The following is a 17600-nucleotide window of genomic DNA, read 5'->3' as shown; positions in this document are numbered from 1 at the left end:
TCCGCTAACTCTCGTCGTGACTGCTTCCACGCCCACGTCATCGCAGGGAGCCCCGCGAAGCCGACAGTCGGGTGTGGATGTCGTGTGCGTCCGTGTACGCCTACCTCGTGTGCCTCGGCCTGCGCCCCGCTCGCGCGGGGACCGGCAGGCGCCGATGGCACCCTCTCAAGAACTGGAGGCGTTGAACGGACTACACCCAGCGGTCTAGCCTACGTCACTTCGTAAAGCATTCAAAGCGCAGGCGGACGACGGCGCGCGCCACGGGCCGTGAGCCTCACCACGCGGAGCTGGTCAGAGGCTGGCAAGGGGCCGGTTCAGAGGTCGTACTCGACCCCGGGGAGGCCGATCATGGTGTGCGGCAGGCTGTTGACGAAGAAGAACAGCATGGGGAGCCAGCCGAGCACGATGCCCAGGCCGAGCGCCACGAGCACCGTGCTGCCGCGGGCCACCCAGAGCCACACCCCGAGCAGCCAGACCACTATCCCGAGCAGCAGCACCGACTCCCACACGAGCAGCGACGTGCCGAAGCCGAGCACGATGCCGACCCACACGAAGGGGCTCGGGGCGAGGCGCCGGCACCAGACGGCGAGCCAGAGCCCGAGCCGCTTGAGGCCGCGGCCCAGGGCGGGCAGGATCCGCGTGTACCAGGGACCGCGCGCCGACCCCGGCACGGCGTGCGCGGGCGTCGCGTAGGTGGTGTCCCCGTGCGGCCCGGCGTCCGCACCGGACGGGGCTCCGGTGGTGCTGGGCGGGATGTGCGCTTCGTCGGTCACGGGGTGATAGTAGCCAACTGACCACGAGTTAAATAGACCCCGGGTGAAAGTCGTTGCCCCCAGGCGCAGGAAGATCCGGCTCAGCCGAGCGAGACCGGCTCCACGCCGAAGACGCCGAGGCGCTCCGCTCCCCCGTCGACCGCCGTCAGGACGATGATCCCGTCCTCCATGATCGCCGTGGAGTGCTCCCAGTGCGCCGCGCGGGAGCCGTCGTCGGTGACGACCGTCCAGTCGTCCGCCAGGACCCTGGTCTCGGCACCGCCGCGCGTGATCATCGGCTCGATGGCCAGGCACATCCCGGACCGGAGCCGTGGGCCCGACCCCGAGGTCTTGTAGTTGTGCACGTCCGGCGGCTGGTGCATGGCGCTGCCGATGCCGTGCCCGACGTACTCCTCGACGATGCCGTACTCGACGTCGTTGAACTCCCCCGCCATCTCGACGGCGGCCTCCACGGCCTCGCCCACGGCGTTCAGCCGCTTGGCGGAGGCCAGGGAGGCGATGCCCGCCCACATGGCCGCCTCGGTCGCCCGGACGAGCGCGATGTCGGCGAGGTCCGCACCCGCGGCGACCAGGTCGCCGTCGGGCAGCTTGTGGTCCAGTGCCCCGTCGGGGCCCAGGACGAACGAGATGGCCGAGTCGCCGTGCCAGCCCTCGACGATCGCCCCGCAGTCGATCGAGACGAGGTCACCCGCCGCGAGCACCCGGCTGCCCGGGATGCCGTGGATGACCTCGTCGTTGACCGACGTGCAGATGACCGCCGTGAAGCCCTGGTAGCCGAGGAACGACGGGGTCGCCCCGGCATCGGCGATCGCCGTGGCGGCGACCGCGTCGAGGTCCGCGGTGGTCAGGCCCGGCCGGGCCGCCGTGCGGACCGCGGCGAGCGTGTCCGCGACCACCAGACCGGCGCGCCGCATGAGGCGCACCTGGTCCGGCGTCTTGTACTCGACGCGCTCCCGCCCGAAGACCACGCCTCAGCCCAGCTGGGTCGCGAGAGAGGCGACGATGCGGTCCGTGACCTCGGCGATCTCGCCGAGCCCGTCGACCTGCACCAGCAGGTTGCGCTCGCCGTAGGCCGCCGTCAGCGGGGCGGTCTGCTCCGCGTAGATGTCGAGGCGGCGCGTGATGGCCTCCTCGGTGTCGTCGTCGCGGCCCTCTTCCTCGGCGCGCTTCGCAATGCGCTTCAGCAGCTCCGAGCGGTCCGCCGTCAGCTCGATGACGCCGTCCAGCTCCCAGCCGAGGCCGGCGAGGATCTGGTCGAGCTCAGTCACCTGGGCCGAGTTGCGCGGGTAGCCGTCGAGGATGAAGCCCTCCTTGACGTCGGGCTCCGCGAGCCGGTCGCGGACCATCGCGTTGGTGACCTCGTCCGGGACCAGGTCACCCTTGTTCGTGTACTCCTGCGCAAGCTTGCCCAGCTCGGTCTCGCCCGCGATGTTCGCGCGGAAGATGTCGCCCGTCGAGATCGGGACGATCCCGAAGACCTCGGCGAGACGGGCCGCCTGCGTGCCCTTGCCCGCTCCCTGCGGGCCCATGATGACCAGACGCGTGATCTGGCCCTCCTGGTCCGGACGAGCGTGCAGCTCGCGGCGAGAGGTGGTGGTGGGAGTCTGGCTCAACGGAGGAATCCTTCGTAGTGGCGCTGCTGCAGCTGCGAGTCGATCTGCTTGACCGTCTCCAGCCCGACGCCGACCACGATGAGGATCGAGCTACCGCCGAAGGGCAGGTTGGTGCTGACGCCCAGGAAGACGAGCACCAGCGTCGGGATCAGCGCGATCAGCGCGAGGTACAGGGAACCGGCGGAGGTGATCCGGGTGATCACGAAGTCGAGGTACTCCGCCGTGGGGCGGCCGGCACGGATGCCGGGGATGAAGCCGCCGTACTTCTTCATGTTGTCCGCGACCTCGTCCGGGTTGAACGTGATCGACGTGTAGAAGAAGCAGAAGAAGATGATCATCAGCGTGTAGACCGCGATGTACAGCGGCGACGACTGCTTGACCAGGTGGTTCGAGATCCAGACGACCCAGTCGGCGCTCTGGTCCCCGAACTGCGCGAGCAGTCCGGGGATGGCGAGGATCGACGCCGCGAAGATCACGGGGATCACGCCGGCCATGTTGATCTTGATCGGGATGTACGTGCTGGTGCCGCCGTACATGCGGCGGCCCACCATGCGCTTCGCGTACTGCACCGGGATGCGGCGCTGCGACTGCTCGACGAACACCACGAGACCGATCACCAGGATGATGACCAGGATCATGATCGTGAAGTTCAGGACGCCGTTGGCGCCACCGGCGATCGACCACAGCGACGTCGGGAAGCCCGCGGCGATCGACGTGAAGATCAGGAGCGACATGCCGTTGCCGACGCCGCGCTCGGTGATCAGCTCGCCGAGCCACATGATGAGGCCCGTACCGGCGGTCATGGTGATGACCATGAAGATCGAGGTCAGGATGCTGTCGTCCACGATGACGTCGAGGTCGCACTGGAAGAGCAGGCCCTGGCGTGCCGTCGTGATGACGGTCGTGGACTGCAGGATCGCGAGGGCGATCGTGAGGTAGCGCGTGTACTGGGTCAGCTTGGTCTGACCCGACTGGCCTTCCTTCTGCAGCGCCTCGAAGCGTGGGATCACCACGCGAAGCAGCTGCACGATGATGCTCGCCGTGATGTACGGCATGATCCCGAGCGCGAAGATCGACAGCTGCAGCAGAGCGCCGCCACTGAAGACGTTGATCAGACCGAGCAGGCTGTCGTTGTTCTGCTGCTCGATACATTGCTGCACGTTCGTGTAGTCCACGCCGGGAGTCGGGATGAACGACCCGAGCCGGAAGATCGCCATGATCGCGATCGTGAACAGCAGCTTGCGCCGCAGGTCTGGCGTCCGGAAAGCCCGGCCGAATGCGCTGAGCACCCTATCCTCCTGGCCCGCCGTTGCGGGATCTCGTGTCGCCGGCGGGACGCCGGCGAGGTGTGTCGAACGTGGGCCAGACCACAGCGGTGCAGCCAGACCGTGTCGGATTCTACGTTGCTCACGGAGTCTCTCGGACCACAAGAGCCCCGGGAAATTCTCAAGAGAGCACACAGGGCCGGCCGCGCATGCGCGCCGCCGGCCCTGTCAGCTGTCTCAGGCCTCCGAGACCGTACCGCCGGCCGCCAGGATCTTCTCCTTGGCGGACGCCGAGACGCGGTCGACCGCGATCTCGAGCTTGACGTCGATCTCGCCGTTGCCGAGCACCTTCACGGGCTGACCCTTGCGGACCGCCCCCTTGGCGACAAGGTCCTCGACGGTGACGGTGCCACCCTCGGGGAACAGCGAGGAGAGCTTGTCCAGGTTCACGACCTGGAACTCCACGCGGAACGGGTTCTTGAACCCACGCAGCTTCGGGAGGCGCATGTGCAGAGGCATCTGCCCACCCTCGAAGCCAGCGGGGACCTGGTAACGGGCCTTCGTGCCCTTGGTACCACGACCTGCCGTCTTACCCTTCGACGCCTCACCGCGACCCACACGGGTCTTCGCGGTCTTGGCGCCGGGGGCCGGACGGAGGTGGTGCATCTTCAGCGGCTTGTTCTCCGCCATGATCACTCGACCTCCTCGACGGCGACGAGGTGCGCCACCGTCTTGACCATGCCACGAATCTCCGCACGGTCCTCCTTCACGGCGGTGTCGCCGATCCGCTTGAGGCCGAGGGTTCGCAGCGTGTCACGCTGGTTCTGCTTGCCGCCGATGGCGGACTTGGTCTGAGTCACCTTGAGTCGAGCCATCACGCACCCGCCTTCGCAGTCGACTCGGCACGACCGGCGGCCTGCGCGCGAAGGAGCGCGGCCGGGGCCACGTCCTCGAGCGCGAGCCCACGACGAGCGGCAACAGCAGCCGGCTCCTCGAGGCCCTTCAGGGCCGCGACCGTGGCGTGCACGATGTTGATCGCGTTCGACGAACCGAGCGACTTGCTCAGCACGTCGTGGATGCCCGCGCACTCCAGCACGGCGCGGACCGGGCCACCGGCGATCACACCGGTACCCGGCGACGCCGGACGCAGGAACACGACACCGGCGGCAGCCTCACCCTGGATGGGGTGCGGGATGGTGCCCTGGATGCGAGGGACGCGGAAGAAGTTCTTCTTCGCCTCCTCGACACCCTTGGCGATCGCCGCGGGCACTTCCTTGGCCTTGCCGTAGCCGACGCCGACGGTGCCATCGCCATCGCCCACCACGACGAGCGCGGTGAAGCTGAAGCGACGGCCGCCCTTGACGACCTTGGCGACGCGGTTGATGGAGACGACCTTCTCGACGAAGGCGCTCTTCTCCTCGCGCCCCCCGCGACGGTCGTCCCGACGCCCGCCACCACGGCGGTCGTTACGGTCCTTGTTCTCGGTGGCGGCACCCTGGGGGGCGCCGCTGCGCTGCCCTGCAGCCATCAGAGAGTCCTCTTCTTCCGTGCGTTGGTCATCACAGGGCCAGACCGCCCTCGCGGGCGCCGTCAGCCACTGCAGCGACGCGACCGTGGTACTTGTTGCCGCCGCGGTCGAACACGACGGTGTCGACGCCGACAGCCTTGGCACGCTCGGCGACGAGCTCGCCGACCTTGCGGGCCTTGGCAGTCTTGTCGCCGTCGAACGCGCGCAGGTCGGCCTCGAGGGTCGACGCCGACGCGACGGTCTTGCCCACGGTGTCGTCCACCACCTGCGCCACCATGTGGCGCGAGGAGCGGGTGACGACAAGACGCGGACGAACGGCGGTGCCAGTGATCTTCTTGCGCAGGCGCAGGTGACGGCGCTGGCGAGCGACGGACTTGCCCTTGCCCAGGATCTTGATAGCCATCGTCACTTACCAGCCTTTCCGACCTTGCGGCGGACGTTCTCGCCGGCGTAGCGCACGCCCTTGCCCTTGTAGGGCTCGGGCTTGCGGATCTTGCGAATGTTCGCTGCGACCTCGCCGACCTGCTGCTTGTCGATGCCCGAGACCGAGAACTTGGTGGGGCTCTCGACGGCGAACGTGACACCCGCAGGGGGTTCGATGACAACAGGGTGGCTGAAGCCGAGCGCGAACTCGAGGCTCGAACCCTTCGCCACGACGCGGTAACCAGTACCGACGATCTCGAGCTTCTTCTCGTAGCCCTGCGTCACACCGATGATCATGTTGGCGATCAGGGTGCGGGTCAGGCCGTGCAGCGCACGGGAGTTCCGCTCGTCGTCCGGGCGGGACACCACGAGCTGGGTGTCCTCCTGAGCGACATTGATAGGGGCGGGCACGTTGTGCTCGAGAGAACCCTTGGGGCCCTTCACGGTCACGAGCGCGCCGCTGACAGTGATGTCCACGCCGGCTGGGACCGGAACGGGAAGCTTGCCGATTCGAGACATTGGCGTTTTCTCCTTTCCGGATTACCAGACGTAGGCGAGGACTTCGCCGCCGACGCCCTTGGCCTGTGCCTGCCGGTCGGTGAGGAGGCCGGAGGACGTGGACAGGATCGCCACGCCCAGGCCGCCGAGCACCTTGGGCAGATCGGTGGACTTGCGGTACACGCGCAGGCCGGGCTTCGAGACGCGGCGCACGCCCGCCAGGGCGCGCTCCCGGTTCTGGCCGTACTTCAGCTCGAGCGTGAGGGTCTTGCCCACCTGGGCGTCCTCCACGTTCCAGCCGACGATGTAGCCCTCGGCCTGCAGGATCTCGGCGATGTGCGTCTTCAGCTTCGACGACGGCATGGAAACCGTGTCGTGGTGCGCCGAGTTCGCGTTACGCAGACGGGTCAGCATGTCTGCGATCGGGTCGGTCATAGTCATCGGGCTCTTGCCCTTCCTCGCCGGGGTATCCGAGCGGCCAACGGGGGCCGGACGGACCTACGGCGTAGTTGTGTTACCAGCTGCTCTTGGTGACGCCGGGGAGCTCGCCGCGGTGGGCCATCTCCCGGACGCAGATGCGGCACAGGCCGAACTTGCGGTAAACGGAGTGCGGGCGACCGCACTTCTGGCACCGGGTGTAGGCGCGAACCGCGAACTTCGGCTTGGCGGCCGCCTTGTTGATCAGGGCCTTCTTCGCCATGTCAGTTCTCCTTGAAGGGGAAGCCGAGACGGCGCAGCAGAGAGCGGCCCTCGTCGTCGGTCGTCGCCGTCGTCACGACCGTGATGTCCATACCGCGGACCCGGTCGATCTTGTCCTGGTCGATCTCGTGGAACATCGACTGCTCCGTGAGACCGAACGTGTAGTTGCCGTGCCCGTCGAACTGCTTGGGCGACAGGCCGCGGAAGTCGCGGATACGGGGCAGCGCGACCGCCAGCAGGCGGTCGAGGAACTCCCACATCCGGTCGCCGCGAAGCGTCACGTGCGCGCCGATCGGCATGCCCTCGCGCAGCTTGAACTGCGCGATGGACTTGCGAGCCTTGGTGACCTGCGGCTTCTGACCGGTGATCGCCGAGAGGTCGCGGATGGCGCCCTCGATGAGCTTGGAGTCCTTGGCCGCGTCGCCCACACCCATGTTCACGACGATCTTCGTGAGACCGCCGGCCTGGTGCAGGTTCTTGTGGCCGAACTCCTCGATCAGCGCCGGGAGGATCTCCTCGCGGTACTTCTGCTTGAGGCGCGGCTGGGCCGGGGCCTCGATGGTCGTCTCGGTCATCAGATGTCCTTCCCGGAGCGCTTCGCGACGCGGATCCGGACGGTCTTCTCACGACCGTCGCGCTCCACCTTCTCGACGCGGTACCCGACTCGGGTGCCCTTCTTCGTCTCCGGGTCGACGATCATCACGTTGCTCACGTGGATCGGCGCCTCGACGGTCTCGATGCCACCGGTGCGGGTGCCGCGCTGCGACTGGCCCACCTTGGTGTGCTTCGTGACCCGCTGAACACCCTCGACCACGAGACGGTCGGAGTCCTTGAGGACCTCGAGCACCCGGCCGGTCTTGCCCTTGTCGCGACCCGAGATCACGATGACCTGGTCGCCCTTCTTGATCTTCGCCATGGTCAGAGCACCTCCGGAGCCAGCGAGATGATCTTCATGAACTTCTTGTCACGCAGCTCACGACCCACCGGGCCGAAGATGCGGGTGCCGCGAGGCTCGCCGTCGGCCTTCAGGATGACGGCGGCGTTCTCGTCGAACTTGATGTAGGAACCGTCGGGACGGCGGCGCTCCTTGGCGGTCCGGACGACGACGGCCTTGATGACGTCGCCCTTCTTCACGTTGCCGCCCGGGATCGCGTCCTTGACGGTGGCGACGATGGTGTCGCCGATTCCGGCGTAGCGACGGCCGGAGCCACCGAGAACGCGGATGCAGAGAATCTCCTTGGCACCCGTGTTGTCGGCGACCCGAAGTCGCGACTCCTGCTGGATCATTTGAGTGAACTCCTGTCGTCGAACTGGTTCTCGCGCGGACTGTTTCCGGCGAGCCTGGTCGAACGGATAGTTGCTGTGCTGGCCGGGACGGCACGCGTACGTGTGTCACGCACCGTCCCAGCCGGGAGAGAAGTCCTTACTTGGCCTTCTCGAGGATCTCCACGAGCCGGAACCGCTTGGTAGCGGACAGCGGGCGGGTCTCCATGATGACGACCAGGTCGCCGATGCCGGCGCTGTTCTGCTCGTCGTGCGCCTTGACCTTGTTGGTGCGACGGATGACCTTGGCGTAGAGCGGGTGCTTCACCCGGTCCTCGACCTCGATCACGATGGTCTTGTCCATCTTGTCGCTCACCACGTAGCCACGGCGCACCTTACGCGTCGCGCGCTGGGCCTCAGGGGCTCCAGCAGCAGTCGTGTTGTCGCTCATTGCCTCACTCACTCACGCTCGGAGCCGTACGGATGCCGAGCTCGCGCTCACGCAGGATCGTGTAGATCCGGGCGATGTCGCGACGCACGGCTTTGAGACGACCGTGGCTCTCGAGCTGGCCGGTCGCCGACTGGAAGCGGAGGTTGAACAGCTCCTCCTTGGCTTCCTTCAGCTTGGCGACGAGAGTCTCGTCGTCCATGCCATCCAGATCGATGGGGGCAAGCCCCTGCGTACCGATAGCCATCAGACACCACCCTCGCGCACCACGAAACGGCACTTCATCGGGAGCTTGTGCATCGCGCGGCGCATGGCCTCACGAGCAAGGGACTCGTCAACACCGGCCAACTCGAAGACGATCCGGCCGGGCTTGACGTTGGCGACCCACCACTCCGGCGAACCCTTACCGGAACCCATGCGGGTCTCGGCAGGCTTCTTCGTCAGCGGACGGTCCGGGTAGATGTTGATCCACACCTTGCCGCCACGCTTGATGTGGCGAGTCATTGCGATACGCGCCGCCTCGATCTGGCGGTTGGTGACGTACGCCGGCTCCAGAGCCTGGATGCCGAAGTCGCCGAACGCGATCTGGGTTCCACCCTTGGCCGCGCCGGAGCGCGAGGGGTGGTGCTGCTTGCGGTGCTTGACCCTGCGCGGGATCAGCATGGTCAGGCCTCCGTTCCGGTCTCTGCGGCCGGAGCAGCAGCTGCCTCAGCCGCGGGGGCTGCGTCAGCGCTGCGCTCGGCCGGACGCTCGTTGCGACGACCGCCACCGCGACGCTCGCCACCGCGCTCGCCACGCTCAGGGCGATCGCCCCGGCCACGGCCCTGACGGGGCGCGGCAGTAGCCTGCTGAGCGGCGAACTCCTTCTCGGTGACCTCGCCCTTGTAGATCCACACCTTCACGCCGATGCGGCCGAAGGTGGTGCGGGCCTCGTAGAAGCCGTAGTCGATGTACGCCCGGAGCGTGTGCAGGGGCACGCGGCCCTCGCGGTAGAACTCCGAACGGCTCATCTCGGCGCCGCCGAGACGGCCGGCGACCTGCACGCGGATACCCTTCGCGCCGGCGCGCTGGGCGGACTGCATGCCCTTGCGCATCGCACGACGGAAGGAGACACGGCTGGCGAGCTGCTCGGCAATGCCCTGAGCAACGAGCTGCGCGTCGATCTCCGCGTTCTTGACCTCGAGGATGTTGAGCTGGACCTGCTTGCCCGTGAGCTTCTCGAGCTCGCCACGGATGCGGTCTGCCTCAGCACCCCGACGGCCGATCACGATGCCCGGACGCGCCGTGTGGATGTCCACGCGGACGCGGTCACGAGTGCGCTCGATCTCGACCTTGGAGATACCCGCACGCTCGAGGCCGGTGCCCATGAGCTTGCGGATCTGGACGTCCTCGCGGACGTAGTCGCGGTACCGCTGACCGGGCTTGGTGCTGTCGGCGAACCAACGCGACCGGTGGTCAGTCGTAATACCCAGGCGGTACCCGTGCGGGTGAACCTTCTGTCCCACTATCGGGCCCCTTCCTTGTCGGCGAGCACCACGGTGATGTGGCTGGTGCGCTTGAGAATGCGCGTTGCACGTCCCTGAGCCCGCGGCCGGAAACGCTTGAGCGTCGGCCCCTCGTCCACGAACGCGGCGGAGACGACCAGGTCGCCCTCGTCGAAGCGCTCGCTCGCACGGTCGGCCTTCACCCGAGCGTTGGCGATCGCGCTCTCCACGACCTTGCGGATCGGCTCACTGGCGGCCTGCGGTGCGAACTTCAGCACCGCGACGGCCTCAGAGGCCTGCTTGCCACGGATGAGGTCCACGACGCGCCGGGCCTTCTGGGGCGTGACACGGACGAACCGCGCCTGCGCCTTGGCTTCCATTGCTGTCCTGCTTCCTTTTCTCAGACAGTCCAGATCATCACTGCTTCAGCGGGGAGAACCCACGCCTCAGCGGCGACGACCCTTCCTGTCGTCCTTCACGTGGCCGCGGAAGGTCCGCGTGGGAGCGAACTCGCCGAGCTTGTGGCCGACCATCGCCTCGGTCACGAAGACCGGGACGTGCTTGCGGCCGTCGTGCACGGCAAAGGTGTGACCGAGAAAGTCGGGCGTGACTACCGACCGACGGGACCAGGTCTTGATAACTGTCTTGGTCCCCTTCTCGTTCTGGACGTCCACCTTCTTCTGGAGGTGGTCGTCTACGAAGGGGCCCTTCTTCAGGCTACGAGGCATGTTTCAGGCTCCTATCAGCGCTTCTTGCCGGTACGACGGCGACGGACGATCATCCGGTCGCTCGACTTGTTCGGACGGCGGGTACGACCCTCGGCCTGGCCCCAAGGGCTGACCGGGTGGCGTCCACCGGACGTCTTGCCTTCACCACCACCGTGGGGGTGGTCCACCGGGTTCATGGCGACACCACGGACGGTCGGGCGCTTGCCCTTCCACCGCATACGGCCGGCCTTGCCCCAGCTGATGTTCGACTGCTCGGCGTTGCCGACCTCGCCGACCGTGGCGCGGCAGCGCAGGTCGACGTTCCGGATCTCGCCGGACGGCATGCGCAGCTGCGCATAGGGGCCGTCCTTGGCGACGAGCTGCACGGACGCACCAGCCGAACGGGCGATCTTCGCACCGCCACCGGGCCGGAGCTCGATGGCGTGGATGACCGTACCGGTCGGGATGTTGCGCAGCGGCAGGTTGTTGCCGGGCTTGATGTCGGCGCCCGCACCGGCCTCGATGCGGTCGCCCTGCGACAGCTTGTTCGGCGCGATGATGTAGCGCTTCTCGCCGTCCGCGTAGTGCAGGAGCGCGATGCGCGCCGTGCGGTTGGGGTCGTACTCGATGTGAGCGACCTTCGCGGGCACGCCGTCCTTGTCGTGACGACGGAAGTCGATGACGCGGTAGGCACGCTTGTGGCCACCGCCCTTGTGACGCGTCGTGATGCGACCGGTGTTGTTACGACCGCCGGTCTTGCTCAGCGGGCGGATCAGCGACTTCTCCGGCTGCGTGCGAGTGATCTCGACGAAGTCGGCGACGCTGGAGCCGCGACGGCCGGGCGTTGTCGGCTTGTACTTACGGATTCCCATGGAAACCTGTCCTCAATCGTCTCTCGTCAGCTCAGCCGACCGGACCACCGAAGATGTCGATCGTTCCCTCGCGGAGGGTGACGATCGCACGCTTCGTGTCCTTGCGCTTGCCGAGGCCGAAACGCGTACGACGCGTCTTGCCCTTGCGGTTCATCGTGTTCACCGACGCGACCTTGACGCTGAAGACCTTCTCGATAGCGATCTTGATCTCGGTCTTGTTCGCGCTCGGGTCCACGATGAAGGTGTACTTACCCTCGTCGAGAAGGTTGTAGCTCTTCTCGGAGACGACCGGCGCGAGCAGGATGTCGCGCGGGTCCTTCACGGTGACAGTCACTTTGCGGTCTCCTCAGCGGTCTCGGCCTCGGACTCCGTGGCGACAGCCTTCGCGGCCTTGGCCGGCCCCGCGAGGAACGCGGCAAGCGCGCCCTCGGTGAAGATGACGTCGTCGGAGACGAGCACGTCGTAGGTGTTCAGCTGGTCAGCGACCAGGAGGTGCACCTCGGGCACGTTGCGCAGGGACTTGACCGTGGCCTCGTCGTCGCGCAGTGTCACGACGAGCACGTGGGCACGCGTCGTCAGCTTGGTGATCGTGGCGAGCGCCGTCTTGGTCGACGGGACACCCTCGATGCCGAAGCCGGCAACGACGTGCACGCGACCGGCACGAGCGCGGTCCGAGAGGGCACCGCGCAGGGCGGCGGCCTTCATCTTCTTCGGGGTGCGCTGGTCGTACGAGCGCGGCTGCGGGCCGTGGACGACGCCACCGCCGGCGAACTGCGGAGCACGCGTCGAACCCTGGCGGGCGCGACCGGTGCCCTTCTGCTTGTACGGCTTGCGGCCACCACCGCGGACCTCGCCACGAGTCTTCGTGGACGCGGTGCCCTGGCGGGCGGCTGCGCGCTGCGCAACGACCACCTGGTGGATCAGCGGGATGTTCACGGCGACGTCGAACACCTCAGAGGGGAGCTCGGCGGTGCCGGACTTCTTGCCCTGGGCGTCCAGGACGTCGACAGTCAGAGCGGTCATCGGGTTCACGCTCCCTTCGCGGCGTTACGCACGAGGACGACGCCACCCTTGGGGCCGGGAACCGCGCCCTTGACGAGCAGCAGACCCTTCTCGACGTCGACCGCGTGAACGGTCAGGTTCTGGGTGGTCTGACGGGCGTTACCCATCCGACCTGCCATCCGCATGCCCTTGAAGACTCGCGACGGCGTCGAAGCGCCACCGATCGAGCCGGGCTTGCGGTGGTTACGGTGCGCACCGTGCGAGGCGCCGACGCCGGAGAAGCCATGACGCTTCATCACACCGGCGGTGCCCTTGCCCTTGGTGGTGCCAACCACGTCGACCAGCGCGCCGGCCTCGAAGGCGTCTGCGGTGATCTCCTGGCCGAGCGTGAACTCGGAGGCATTCTCGGTGCGGATCTCGGCCACGTGACGGCGCGGCGTGACGCCGGCCTTCTCGAAGTGGCCCTTGAGGGGCTTGGTGACCTTGCGCGGGTCGACCTGGCCGGTCGCGAGCTGAACAGCCGCATAACCGTCGGCGTCGACCGTGCGGACCTGGGTCACCACATTGGTGCCCACGGAGACCACGGTCACCGGCACGAGGCGGCCCGCCTCGTCCCAGAGCTGGGTCATACCGAGCTTGGTCCCGAGCAACGCGGTCACGTTCTTCTGCTGGTTGGTCATGATGTCCTCCAGCCTCAGAGCTTGATCTCGATGTTCACGTCCGCCGGCAGGTCGAGTCGCATGAGCGAGTCGACGGCCTTGGGCGTGGGATCGATGATGTCGATGAGCCGCTTGTGCGTACGCATCTCGAAGTGCTCGCGGCTGTCCTTGTACTTGTGAGGCGACCGGATCACAACGAAGACGTTCTTCTCCGTCGGCAGCGGCACCGGACCCACGACCGTCGCACCAGCGCGAGTGACCGTGTCGACGATCTTGCGCGCCGAACTGTCGATCACCTCGTGGTCGTAGGACTTGAGCCGGATGCGGATCTTCTGTCCCGCCATGGCGTCGTCTGACTCTCTCTCTCGAACCGCTACTGTCCGACCCACGCACTCGGGCGTGTCGCTTAAAGCGGCACAGCCGGGCGCAGAACACCATTGCTGGTGCCGGGGCCGTTGGGAAGTGATCTGGTCCTGGCTGTACAGCCTGGACCGACCACCACGTTTGCCGAGCCTGCTCGGAACAGTCCCTCCGGAAGACCGGAGGACGTGTGCTCCGCGGGGCGCCCTGTACACATCGAACAGCTAGCGACAAACCCCGCGACCCCTCACCCGGTTTCTCCCCGGGAGGGTGACCGCTCCAGCCTCTGTTGACCCCGGACGAGCCGGGACCAAGGACTGCGGTTCTGCACACTGTTCGATACTTGAAAGAGCACGCCTGTGACAGGCAACTATGCAATCTTGCCATACGTCTCCACATGTACCAAACGGAAGACGTGTGACACGGACTACTTACGCGATGAGGCCCGGGCGCCGAAGCACCCGGGCCCCATCGTTCAGCTGACTTCCGTCAGATGAGTCAGTGCTCCAGGATCACTTGAGGATCTTGGTGACACGGCCTGAACCGACCGTGCGGCCACCCTCGCGGATGGCGAAGCCCAGACCCTCCTCCATGGCGATCGGCTGGATGAGCTCGACCGTCATCTCGGTGTTGTCGCCGGGCATGACCATCTCGGTGCCCTCGGGCAGCGTGATGACGCCGGTGACGTCCGTGGTGCGGAAGTAGAACTGCGGGCGGTAGTTCGAGTAGAACGGGTTGTGACGGCCACCCTCGTCCTTGCCCAGGATGTAGACCTGGGCCTCGAAGTTCGTGTGCGGGGTGATCGAACCCGGCTTCACGATGACCTGGCCGCGCTCGACGTCCTCGCGCTTGATGCCACGCAGGAGCAGACCGGTGTTGTCGCCGGCCTGAGCCTGGTCCATCTGCTTGTGGAACGTCTCGATGCCCGTGACCGTGGTCTTCTGCGGCACGCGGATGCCGACGATCTCGACGTCGGAGTTGATGTCGAGCGTGCCACGCTCGACCTTGCCGGTGACGACGGTGCCACGACCGGTGATCGTGAAGACGTCCTCGATCGGCATGAGGAAGGGCTTGTCGAGGTCGCGCACCGGCTCCGGGATGTTCTCGTCGACAGCGTCCATCAGCTCGACGATCTTCTCGACCCACTCCGGGTCGCCCTCGAGAGCCTTGAGGCCCGAGACGCGAATGACCGGGGCGTTGTCGCCGTCGAACTCCTGCGAGGAGAGCAGCTCACGGACCTCCATCTCGACGAGCTCGAGGATCTCCTCGTCGTCGACCATGTCGGCCTTGTTGAGCGCCACCATCAGGTACGGCACGCCGACCTGACGGGCGAGCAGCACGTGCTCACGCGTCTGGGCCATCGGGCCGTCGGTCGCGGCGACCACCAGGATCGCGCCGTCCATCTGCGCGGCACCGGTGATCATGTTCTTGATGTAGTCGGCGTGACCCGGGGCGTCGACGTGCGCGTAGTGGCGCTTCGGCGTCTCGTACTCGATGTGCGCGATGTTGATCGTGATACCGCGCTGCTTCTCCTCCGGCGCGGCGTCGATCTCGTCGAACTTGCGCACCGTGTTTGCCGGAAGGTCCGGGTACTTGTCCGCAAGCGTCTTCGAGATCGCCGCGGTCAGCGTCGTCTTACCGTGGTCGACGTGACCGATCGTGCCGATGTTGACGTGCGGCTTGGTCCGCTCGAACTTGGCCTTAGCCACTGGGGTCCTCCTGGGACTTGGGTAGATGTTCCGAACGTTGCAGATGCTCGGCCAAGAAGCCTACAACTGCGGGGCGTGCGGTTCTTCCTACAGGTTGGTTGTGCGGGTCGACCTGTGGGGACTCACTCGCCCCGGGTCTTCTTGATGATCTCTTCGGCAACTGCCTTGGGAACCTCGGCGTAGCTGTCGAACTGCATCGAGTACACCGCGCGACCCTGGGTCTTCGACCGGAGGTCACCGATGTAGCCGAACATCTCACTGAGCGGCACCTGGGCGCGAACGACCTTGACGCCGGTCGCGTCCTCCATGGACTGGATCATGCCACGTCGGGAGTTGATGTCGCCGATCACGTCGCCCATGTACTCCTCGGGCGTACGCACCTCGACGGCCATGACCGGCTCGAGCAGGACCGGGTCGGCGCGCCTGACGCCTTCCTTGAAGACCATCGAACCGGCAATCTTGAACGCCATCTCCGAGGAGTCGACGTCGTGGTACGCACCGTCGATCAGCGTCGCCTTCACGCCGACGACCGGGAAGCCTGCCAGCACACCCTGCTGCATGGCCGACTGGATACCAGCGTCCACGGACGGGATGTACTCGCGCGGGATACGGCCACCGGTGACGGCGTTCTCGAACTCGTAGAGCTCGCCCTCCGTCGTCTCCAGCGGCGCGAAGGTCACCTGGACCTTGGCGAACTGGCCGGAACCACCCGTCTGCTTCTTGTGCGTGTAGTCGATCTTCTCCGCCGTGCGGCGGATCGTCTCGCGGTACGCGACCTGCGGCTTGCCGACGTTCGCCTCGACCTTGAACTCGCGACGCATACGGTCGACGAGGATGTCGAGGTGGAGCTCGCCCATACCGCCGATGACGGTCTGGCCGGTCTCGTCGTCCAGCCGCACGCGGAAGGTCGGGTCCTCCTGCGCGAGCTTCTGGATAGCGGTCGACAGCTTCTCCTGGTCGGCCTTCGTCTTCGGCTCGATGGCCACGTCGATGACGGGCTCCGGGAAGCTCATCGACTCGAGGATGACCTGGTTGCTCGGGTCGGACAGGGTGTCACCGGTGGTGACGTCCTTGAGCCCGATGAACGCGTAGATGTGGCCCGCGTGGGCTTCCTCGACCGGGTTCTCCTTGTTGGAGTGCATCTGGAAGAGCTTCCCGATGCGCTCCTTCTTGCCCTTGGTCGAGTTCTGCACCTGCGCGCCCTGCGCGACCTTGCCCGAGTAGACGCGGACGTAGGTCAGCTTGCCGAAGAACGGGTGCGTGGCGACCTTGAACGCGAGGGCCGAGAACGGCTCCGACTCGTCCGGACGGCGCACGACGACCTTCTCCGCGTCCTTGACGTCGTGGCCTTCGACAGCCGGCACGTCGAGCGGCGAGGGGAGGTAGTCGATCACGGCGTCGAGCATGGGCTGCACGCCCTTGTTCTTGAACGCCGAGCCGCACAGGACCGGGAAGGCCGCGGAGGCGATGACGAGCTTGCGGATGCCGGACTTGATCTCGGCAACCGTCAGCTCCTCGCCACCGAGGAACTTCTCGAGCAGGTCGTCGTCAGCCTCGGCGACGGCCTCGACCAGCTGAGCGCGGTACTGCTCAGCCTTCTCGAGCATGTCGGCCGGGATGTCCTCGACCTCGTACTCCTCGCCCATCTTGGTGTCGCCGCGCCACGTGAGCGCCTTCATCTCGATGAGGTCGACGACGCCCTCGAAGTCGTTCTCAGCACCGATCGGGAGCTGGATGACGAGCGGCTTCGCCTTGAGGCGGTTGATGATCGTGTCGACGGTGAAGTAGAAGTCCGCACCGAGCTTGTCCATCTTGTTGACGAAGCAGATGCGCGGGACGTCGTACTTGTCCGCCTGGCGCCAGACCGTCTCCGACTGGGGCTCGACACCCTCCTTGCCGTCGAACACGGCAACGGCACCGTCGAGCACGCGGAGCGAGCGCTCCACCTCGACCGTGAAGTCGACGTGACCCGGCGTATCGATGATGTTGATCTGGTTGTTCTTCCAGTAGCAGGTCGTCGCGGCGGACGTGATCGTGATGCCGCGCTCCTGCTCCTGCTCCATCCAGTCCATCGTCGACGCACCGTCGTGCGTCTCACCGATCTTGTAGTTCACACCCGTGTAGAACAGGATGCGCTCGGTCGTCGTGGTCTTGCCGGCATCGATGTGGGCCATGATGCCGATGTTGCGGACCTTGTTCAGGTCGGTCAGCACGTCGAGTGCCACGGTGTCTTACCCCTTGGTCTAAAGGTGGGCTGGGGGCCGGCGGTCAAGCATCCACCGACGGCCCCGGGGGTG

At 66.5% G+C, this 17600-nt stretch carries 27 protein-coding genes; all 27 read right to left on the bottom strand.

The features are described from left to right. Positions 1–314: 314 nt before the first annotated feature. Positions 315–773, bottom strand: coding sequence for a hypothetical protein (locus ACFT2C_RS13965; protein WP_377207659.1), 459 nt, complete (start codon positions 771–773; stop codon positions 315–317). A gap of 80 nt (positions 774–853) precedes the next feature. Beyond that, positions 854–1741, bottom strand: a complete 888-nt coding sequence (map, locus tag ACFT2C_RS13960) for a type I methionyl aminopeptidase (RefSeq protein ID WP_377207658.1) — start codon at positions 1739–1741, stop codon at positions 854–856. Between the two features lie 3 nt (positions 1742–1744). Further along, on the bottom strand, positions 1745–2302 hold the full coding sequence (locus tag ACFT2C_RS13955; RefSeq protein ID WP_377207679.1) for an adenylate kinase: 558 nt from the start codon (positions 2300–2302) through the stop codon (positions 1745–1747). 80 nt (positions 2303–2382) lie between these two features. Continuing rightward, positions 2383–3675: a preprotein translocase subunit SecY gene (gene secY / locus ACFT2C_RS13950; RefSeq protein WP_377207657.1), complete on the bottom strand. Its 1293-nt coding sequence runs from the start codon at positions 3673–3675 to the stop codon at positions 2383–2385. 213 nt (positions 3676–3888) lie between these two features. Then, the gene (gene rplO / locus ACFT2C_RS13945) at positions 3889–4341 is read right to left on the bottom strand and encodes a 50S ribosomal protein L15 (RefSeq protein ID WP_377207656.1); all 453 of its coding nucleotides are present in this window, start codon (positions 4339–4341) and stop codon (positions 3889–3891) included. A gap of 2 nt (positions 4342–4343) precedes the next feature. Further along, complete coding sequence (rpmD, locus tag ACFT2C_RS13940; RefSeq protein WP_020016131.1) at positions 4344–4526, bottom strand: 50S ribosomal protein L30; 183 nt, start codon at positions 4524–4526, stop codon at positions 4344–4346. Continuing rightward, positions 4526–5179: a 30S ribosomal protein S5 gene (gene rpsE, locus ACFT2C_RS13935; RefSeq protein WP_377207655.1), complete on the bottom strand. Its 654-nt coding sequence runs from the start codon at positions 5177–5179 to the stop codon at positions 4526–4528. Before rpsE ends, rpmD begins: the two co-directional genes overlap by 1 nt. A gap of 31 nt (positions 5180–5210) precedes the next feature. Further along, positions 5211–5582, bottom strand: a complete 372-nt coding sequence (rplR, locus tag ACFT2C_RS13930; protein WP_129788490.1) for a 50S ribosomal protein L18 — start codon at positions 5580–5582, stop codon at positions 5211–5213. A 2-nt stretch (positions 5583–5584) separates the two neighbouring features. Next, positions 5585–6121: a 50S ribosomal protein L6 gene (gene rplF / locus ACFT2C_RS13925; RefSeq protein ID WP_377207654.1), complete on the bottom strand. Its 537-nt coding sequence runs from the start codon at positions 6119–6121 to the stop codon at positions 5585–5587. 21 nt (positions 6122–6142) lie between these two features. Continuing rightward, positions 6143–6541, bottom strand: a complete 399-nt coding sequence (gene rpsH, locus ACFT2C_RS13920) for a 30S ribosomal protein S8 (protein ID WP_377207653.1) — start codon at positions 6539–6541, stop codon at positions 6143–6145. 73 nt (positions 6542–6614) lie between these two features. Continuing rightward, positions 6615–6800 (bottom strand): type Z 30S ribosomal protein S14, encoded by a 186-nt coding sequence (locus ACFT2C_RS13915; RefSeq protein WP_021480434.1) that lies wholly within the window; start codon positions 6798–6800, stop codon positions 6615–6617. Between the two features lies 1 nt (position 6801). Then, positions 6802–7374 (bottom strand): 50S ribosomal protein L5, encoded by a 573-nt coding sequence (gene rplE, locus ACFT2C_RS13910; protein WP_129788487.1) that lies wholly within the window; start codon positions 7372–7374, stop codon positions 6802–6804. Further along, positions 7374–7715 carry a 50S ribosomal protein L24 gene (rplX, locus tag ACFT2C_RS13905; RefSeq protein WP_377207652.1) on the bottom strand — a complete coding sequence of 114 codons (342 nt, stop codon included), beginning with the start codon at positions 7713–7715 and terminating at the stop codon, positions 7374–7376. The genes rplE and rplX overlap by 1 nt, the downstream gene beginning before the upstream one ends. Positions 7716–7717: 2 nt before the next feature. Further along, positions 7718–8086: a 50S ribosomal protein L14 gene (rplN, locus tag ACFT2C_RS13900; RefSeq protein WP_129788485.1), complete on the bottom strand. Its 369-nt coding sequence runs from the start codon at positions 8084–8086 to the stop codon at positions 7718–7720. Between the two features lie 136 nt (positions 8087–8222). After that, positions 8223–8513: a 30S ribosomal protein S17 gene (gene rpsQ, locus ACFT2C_RS13895; protein WP_377207651.1), complete on the bottom strand. Its 291-nt coding sequence runs from the start codon at positions 8511–8513 to the stop codon at positions 8223–8225. A gap of 4 nt (positions 8514–8517) precedes the next feature. Further along, positions 8518–8757, bottom strand: coding sequence for a 50S ribosomal protein L29 (rpmC, locus tag ACFT2C_RS13890; RefSeq protein ID WP_116673593.1), 240 nt, complete (start codon positions 8755–8757; stop codon positions 8518–8520). Further along, positions 8757–9173, bottom strand: a complete 417-nt coding sequence (rplP, locus tag ACFT2C_RS13885) for a 50S ribosomal protein L16 (protein WP_020016120.1) — start codon at positions 9171–9173, stop codon at positions 8757–8759. Before rplP ends, rpmC begins: the two co-directional genes overlap by 1 nt. Positions 9174–9175: 2 nt before the next feature. Further along, positions 9176–10015, bottom strand: a complete 840-nt coding sequence (rpsC, locus tag ACFT2C_RS13880) for a 30S ribosomal protein S3 (protein ID WP_377207650.1) — start codon at positions 10013–10015, stop codon at positions 9176–9178. Further along, entirely contained in the window at positions 10015–10374 is a 360-nt protein-coding gene (gene rplV, locus ACFT2C_RS13875) for a 50S ribosomal protein L22 (protein ID WP_116673591.1), read from the bottom strand. The genes rpsC and rplV overlap by 1 nt, the downstream gene beginning before the upstream one ends. A 66-nt stretch (positions 10375–10440) precedes the next feature. Next, entirely contained in the window at positions 10441–10722 is a 282-nt protein-coding gene (rpsS, locus tag ACFT2C_RS13870) for a 30S ribosomal protein S19 (protein WP_108492300.1), read from the bottom strand. Between the two features lie 14 nt (positions 10723–10736). Then, positions 10737–11573 carry a 50S ribosomal protein L2 gene (gene rplB, locus ACFT2C_RS13865; protein WP_377207649.1) on the bottom strand — a complete coding sequence of 279 codons (837 nt, stop codon included), beginning with the start codon at positions 11571–11573 and terminating at the stop codon, positions 10737–10739. Positions 11574–11604: 31 nt separating this feature from the next. Then, a complete protein-coding gene (rplW, locus tag ACFT2C_RS13860) occupies positions 11605–11907 on the bottom strand; it encodes a 50S ribosomal protein L23 (RefSeq protein ID WP_129788480.1) in 303 nt (100 codons plus the stop codon). Next, positions 11904–12596 carry a 50S ribosomal protein L4 gene (gene rplD, locus ACFT2C_RS13855; RefSeq protein ID WP_377207648.1) on the bottom strand — a complete coding sequence of 231 codons (693 nt, stop codon included), beginning with the start codon at positions 12594–12596 and terminating at the stop codon, positions 11904–11906. Before rplD ends, rplW begins: the two co-directional genes overlap by 4 nt. 5 nt (positions 12597–12601) lie before the next feature. After that, on the bottom strand, positions 12602–13255 hold the full coding sequence (gene rplC / locus ACFT2C_RS13850; protein WP_377207647.1) for a 50S ribosomal protein L3: 654 nt from the start codon (positions 13253–13255) through the stop codon (positions 12602–12604). A 14-nt stretch (positions 13256–13269) separates the two neighbouring features. Beyond that, complete coding sequence (gene rpsJ, locus ACFT2C_RS13845) at positions 13270–13578, bottom strand: 30S ribosomal protein S10 (RefSeq protein ID WP_019146773.1); 309 nt, start codon at positions 13576–13578, stop codon at positions 13270–13272. A gap of 528 nt (positions 13579–14106) precedes the next feature. Continuing rightward, positions 14107–15303 carry an elongation factor Tu gene (gene tuf / locus ACFT2C_RS13840; RefSeq protein ID WP_377207646.1) on the bottom strand — a complete coding sequence of 399 codons (1197 nt, stop codon included), beginning with the start codon at positions 15301–15303 and terminating at the stop codon, positions 14107–14109. Between the two features lie 122 nt (positions 15304–15425). Beyond that, positions 15426–17528 (bottom strand): elongation factor G, encoded by a 2103-nt coding sequence (gene fusA / locus ACFT2C_RS13835; protein WP_377207645.1) that lies wholly within the window; start codon positions 17526–17528, stop codon positions 15426–15428. Positions 17529–17600 lie beyond the last annotated feature (72 nt).

The organism is Promicromonospora sp. NPDC057138 (assembly GCF_042670845.1).
Classification (GTDB): Bacteria; Actinomycetota; Actinomycetes; order Actinomycetales; family Cellulomonadaceae; genus Promicromonospora.
The sequence above is the reverse complement of the archived record's forward strand: the minus strand, read 5'-3'. Positions and strand labels throughout refer to the sequence as shown.

Coding starts and splice junctions, on each gene's coding strand:
- ACFT2C_RS13955 (WP_377207679.1), bottom strand. CDS start 2,302: ATGGGCCCGCAGGGAGCGGGCAAGGGCACGCAGGCGGCCCGTCTCGCC.
- rplO (WP_377207656.1), bottom strand. CDS start 4,341: ATGGCGGAGAACAAGCCGCTGAAGATGCACCACCTCCGTCCGGCCCCC.
- rpmD (WP_020016131.1), bottom strand. CDS start 4,526: ATGGCTCGACTCAAGGTGACTCAGACCAAGTCCGCCATCGGCGGCAAG.
- rpsE (WP_377207655.1), bottom strand. CDS start 5,179: ATGGCTGCAGGGCAGCGCAGCGGCGCCCCCCAGGGTGCCGCCACCGAG.
- rplR (WP_129788490.1), bottom strand. CDS start 5,582: ATGGCTATCAAGATCCTGGGCAAGGGCAAGTCCGTCGCTCGCCAGCGC.
- rplF (WP_377207654.1), bottom strand. CDS start 6,121: ATGTCTCGAATCGGCAAGCTTCCCGTTCCGGTCCCAGCCGGCGTGGAC.
- rpsH (WP_377207653.1), bottom strand. CDS start 6,541: ATGACTATGACCGACCCGATCGCAGACATGCTGACCCGTCTGCGTAAC.
- ACFT2C_RS13915 (WP_021480434.1), bottom strand. CDS start 6,800: ATGGCGAAGAAGGCCCTGATCAACAAGGCGGCCGCCAAGCCGAAGTTC.
- rplE (WP_129788487.1), bottom strand. CDS start 7,374: ATGACCGAGACGACCATCGAGGCCCCGGCCCAGCCGCGCCTCAAGCAG.
- rplX (WP_377207652.1), bottom strand. CDS start 7,715: ATGGCGAAGATCAAGAAGGGCGACCAGGTCATCGTGATCTCGGGTCGC.
- rplN (WP_129788485.1), bottom strand. CDS start 8,086: ATGATCCAGCAGGAGTCGCGACTTCGGGTCGCCGACAACACGGGTGCC.
- rpsQ (WP_377207651.1), bottom strand. CDS start 8,513: ATGAGCGACAACACGACTGCTGCTGGAGCCCCTGAGGCCCAGCGCGCG.
- rpmC (WP_116673593.1), bottom strand. CDS start 8,757: ATGGCTATCGGTACGCAGGGGCTTGCCCCCATCGATCTGGATGGCATG.
- rplP (WP_020016120.1), bottom strand. CDS start 9,173: ATGCTGATCCCGCGCAGGGTCAAGCACCGCAAGCAGCACCACCCCTCG.
- rplV (WP_116673591.1), bottom strand. CDS start 10,374: ATGGAAGCCAAGGCGCAGGCGCGGTTCGTCCGTGTCACGCCCCAGAAG.
- rpsS (WP_108492300.1), bottom strand. CDS start 10,722: ATGCCTCGTAGCCTGAAGAAGGGCCCCTTCGTAGACGACCACCTCCAG.
- rplB (WP_377207649.1), bottom strand. CDS start 11,573: ATGGGAATCCGTAAGTACAAGCCGACAACGCCCGGCCGTCGCGGCTCC.
- rplD (WP_377207648.1), bottom strand. CDS start 12,596: ATGACCGCTCTGACTGTCGACGTCCTGGACGCCCAGGGCAAGAAGTCC.
- rplC (WP_377207647.1), bottom strand. CDS start 13,255: ATGACCAACCAGCAGAAGAACGTGACCGCGTTGCTCGGGACCAAGCTC.
- rpsJ (WP_019146773.1), bottom strand. CDS start 13,578: ATGGCGGGACAGAAGATCCGCATCCGGCTCAAGTCCTACGACCACGAG.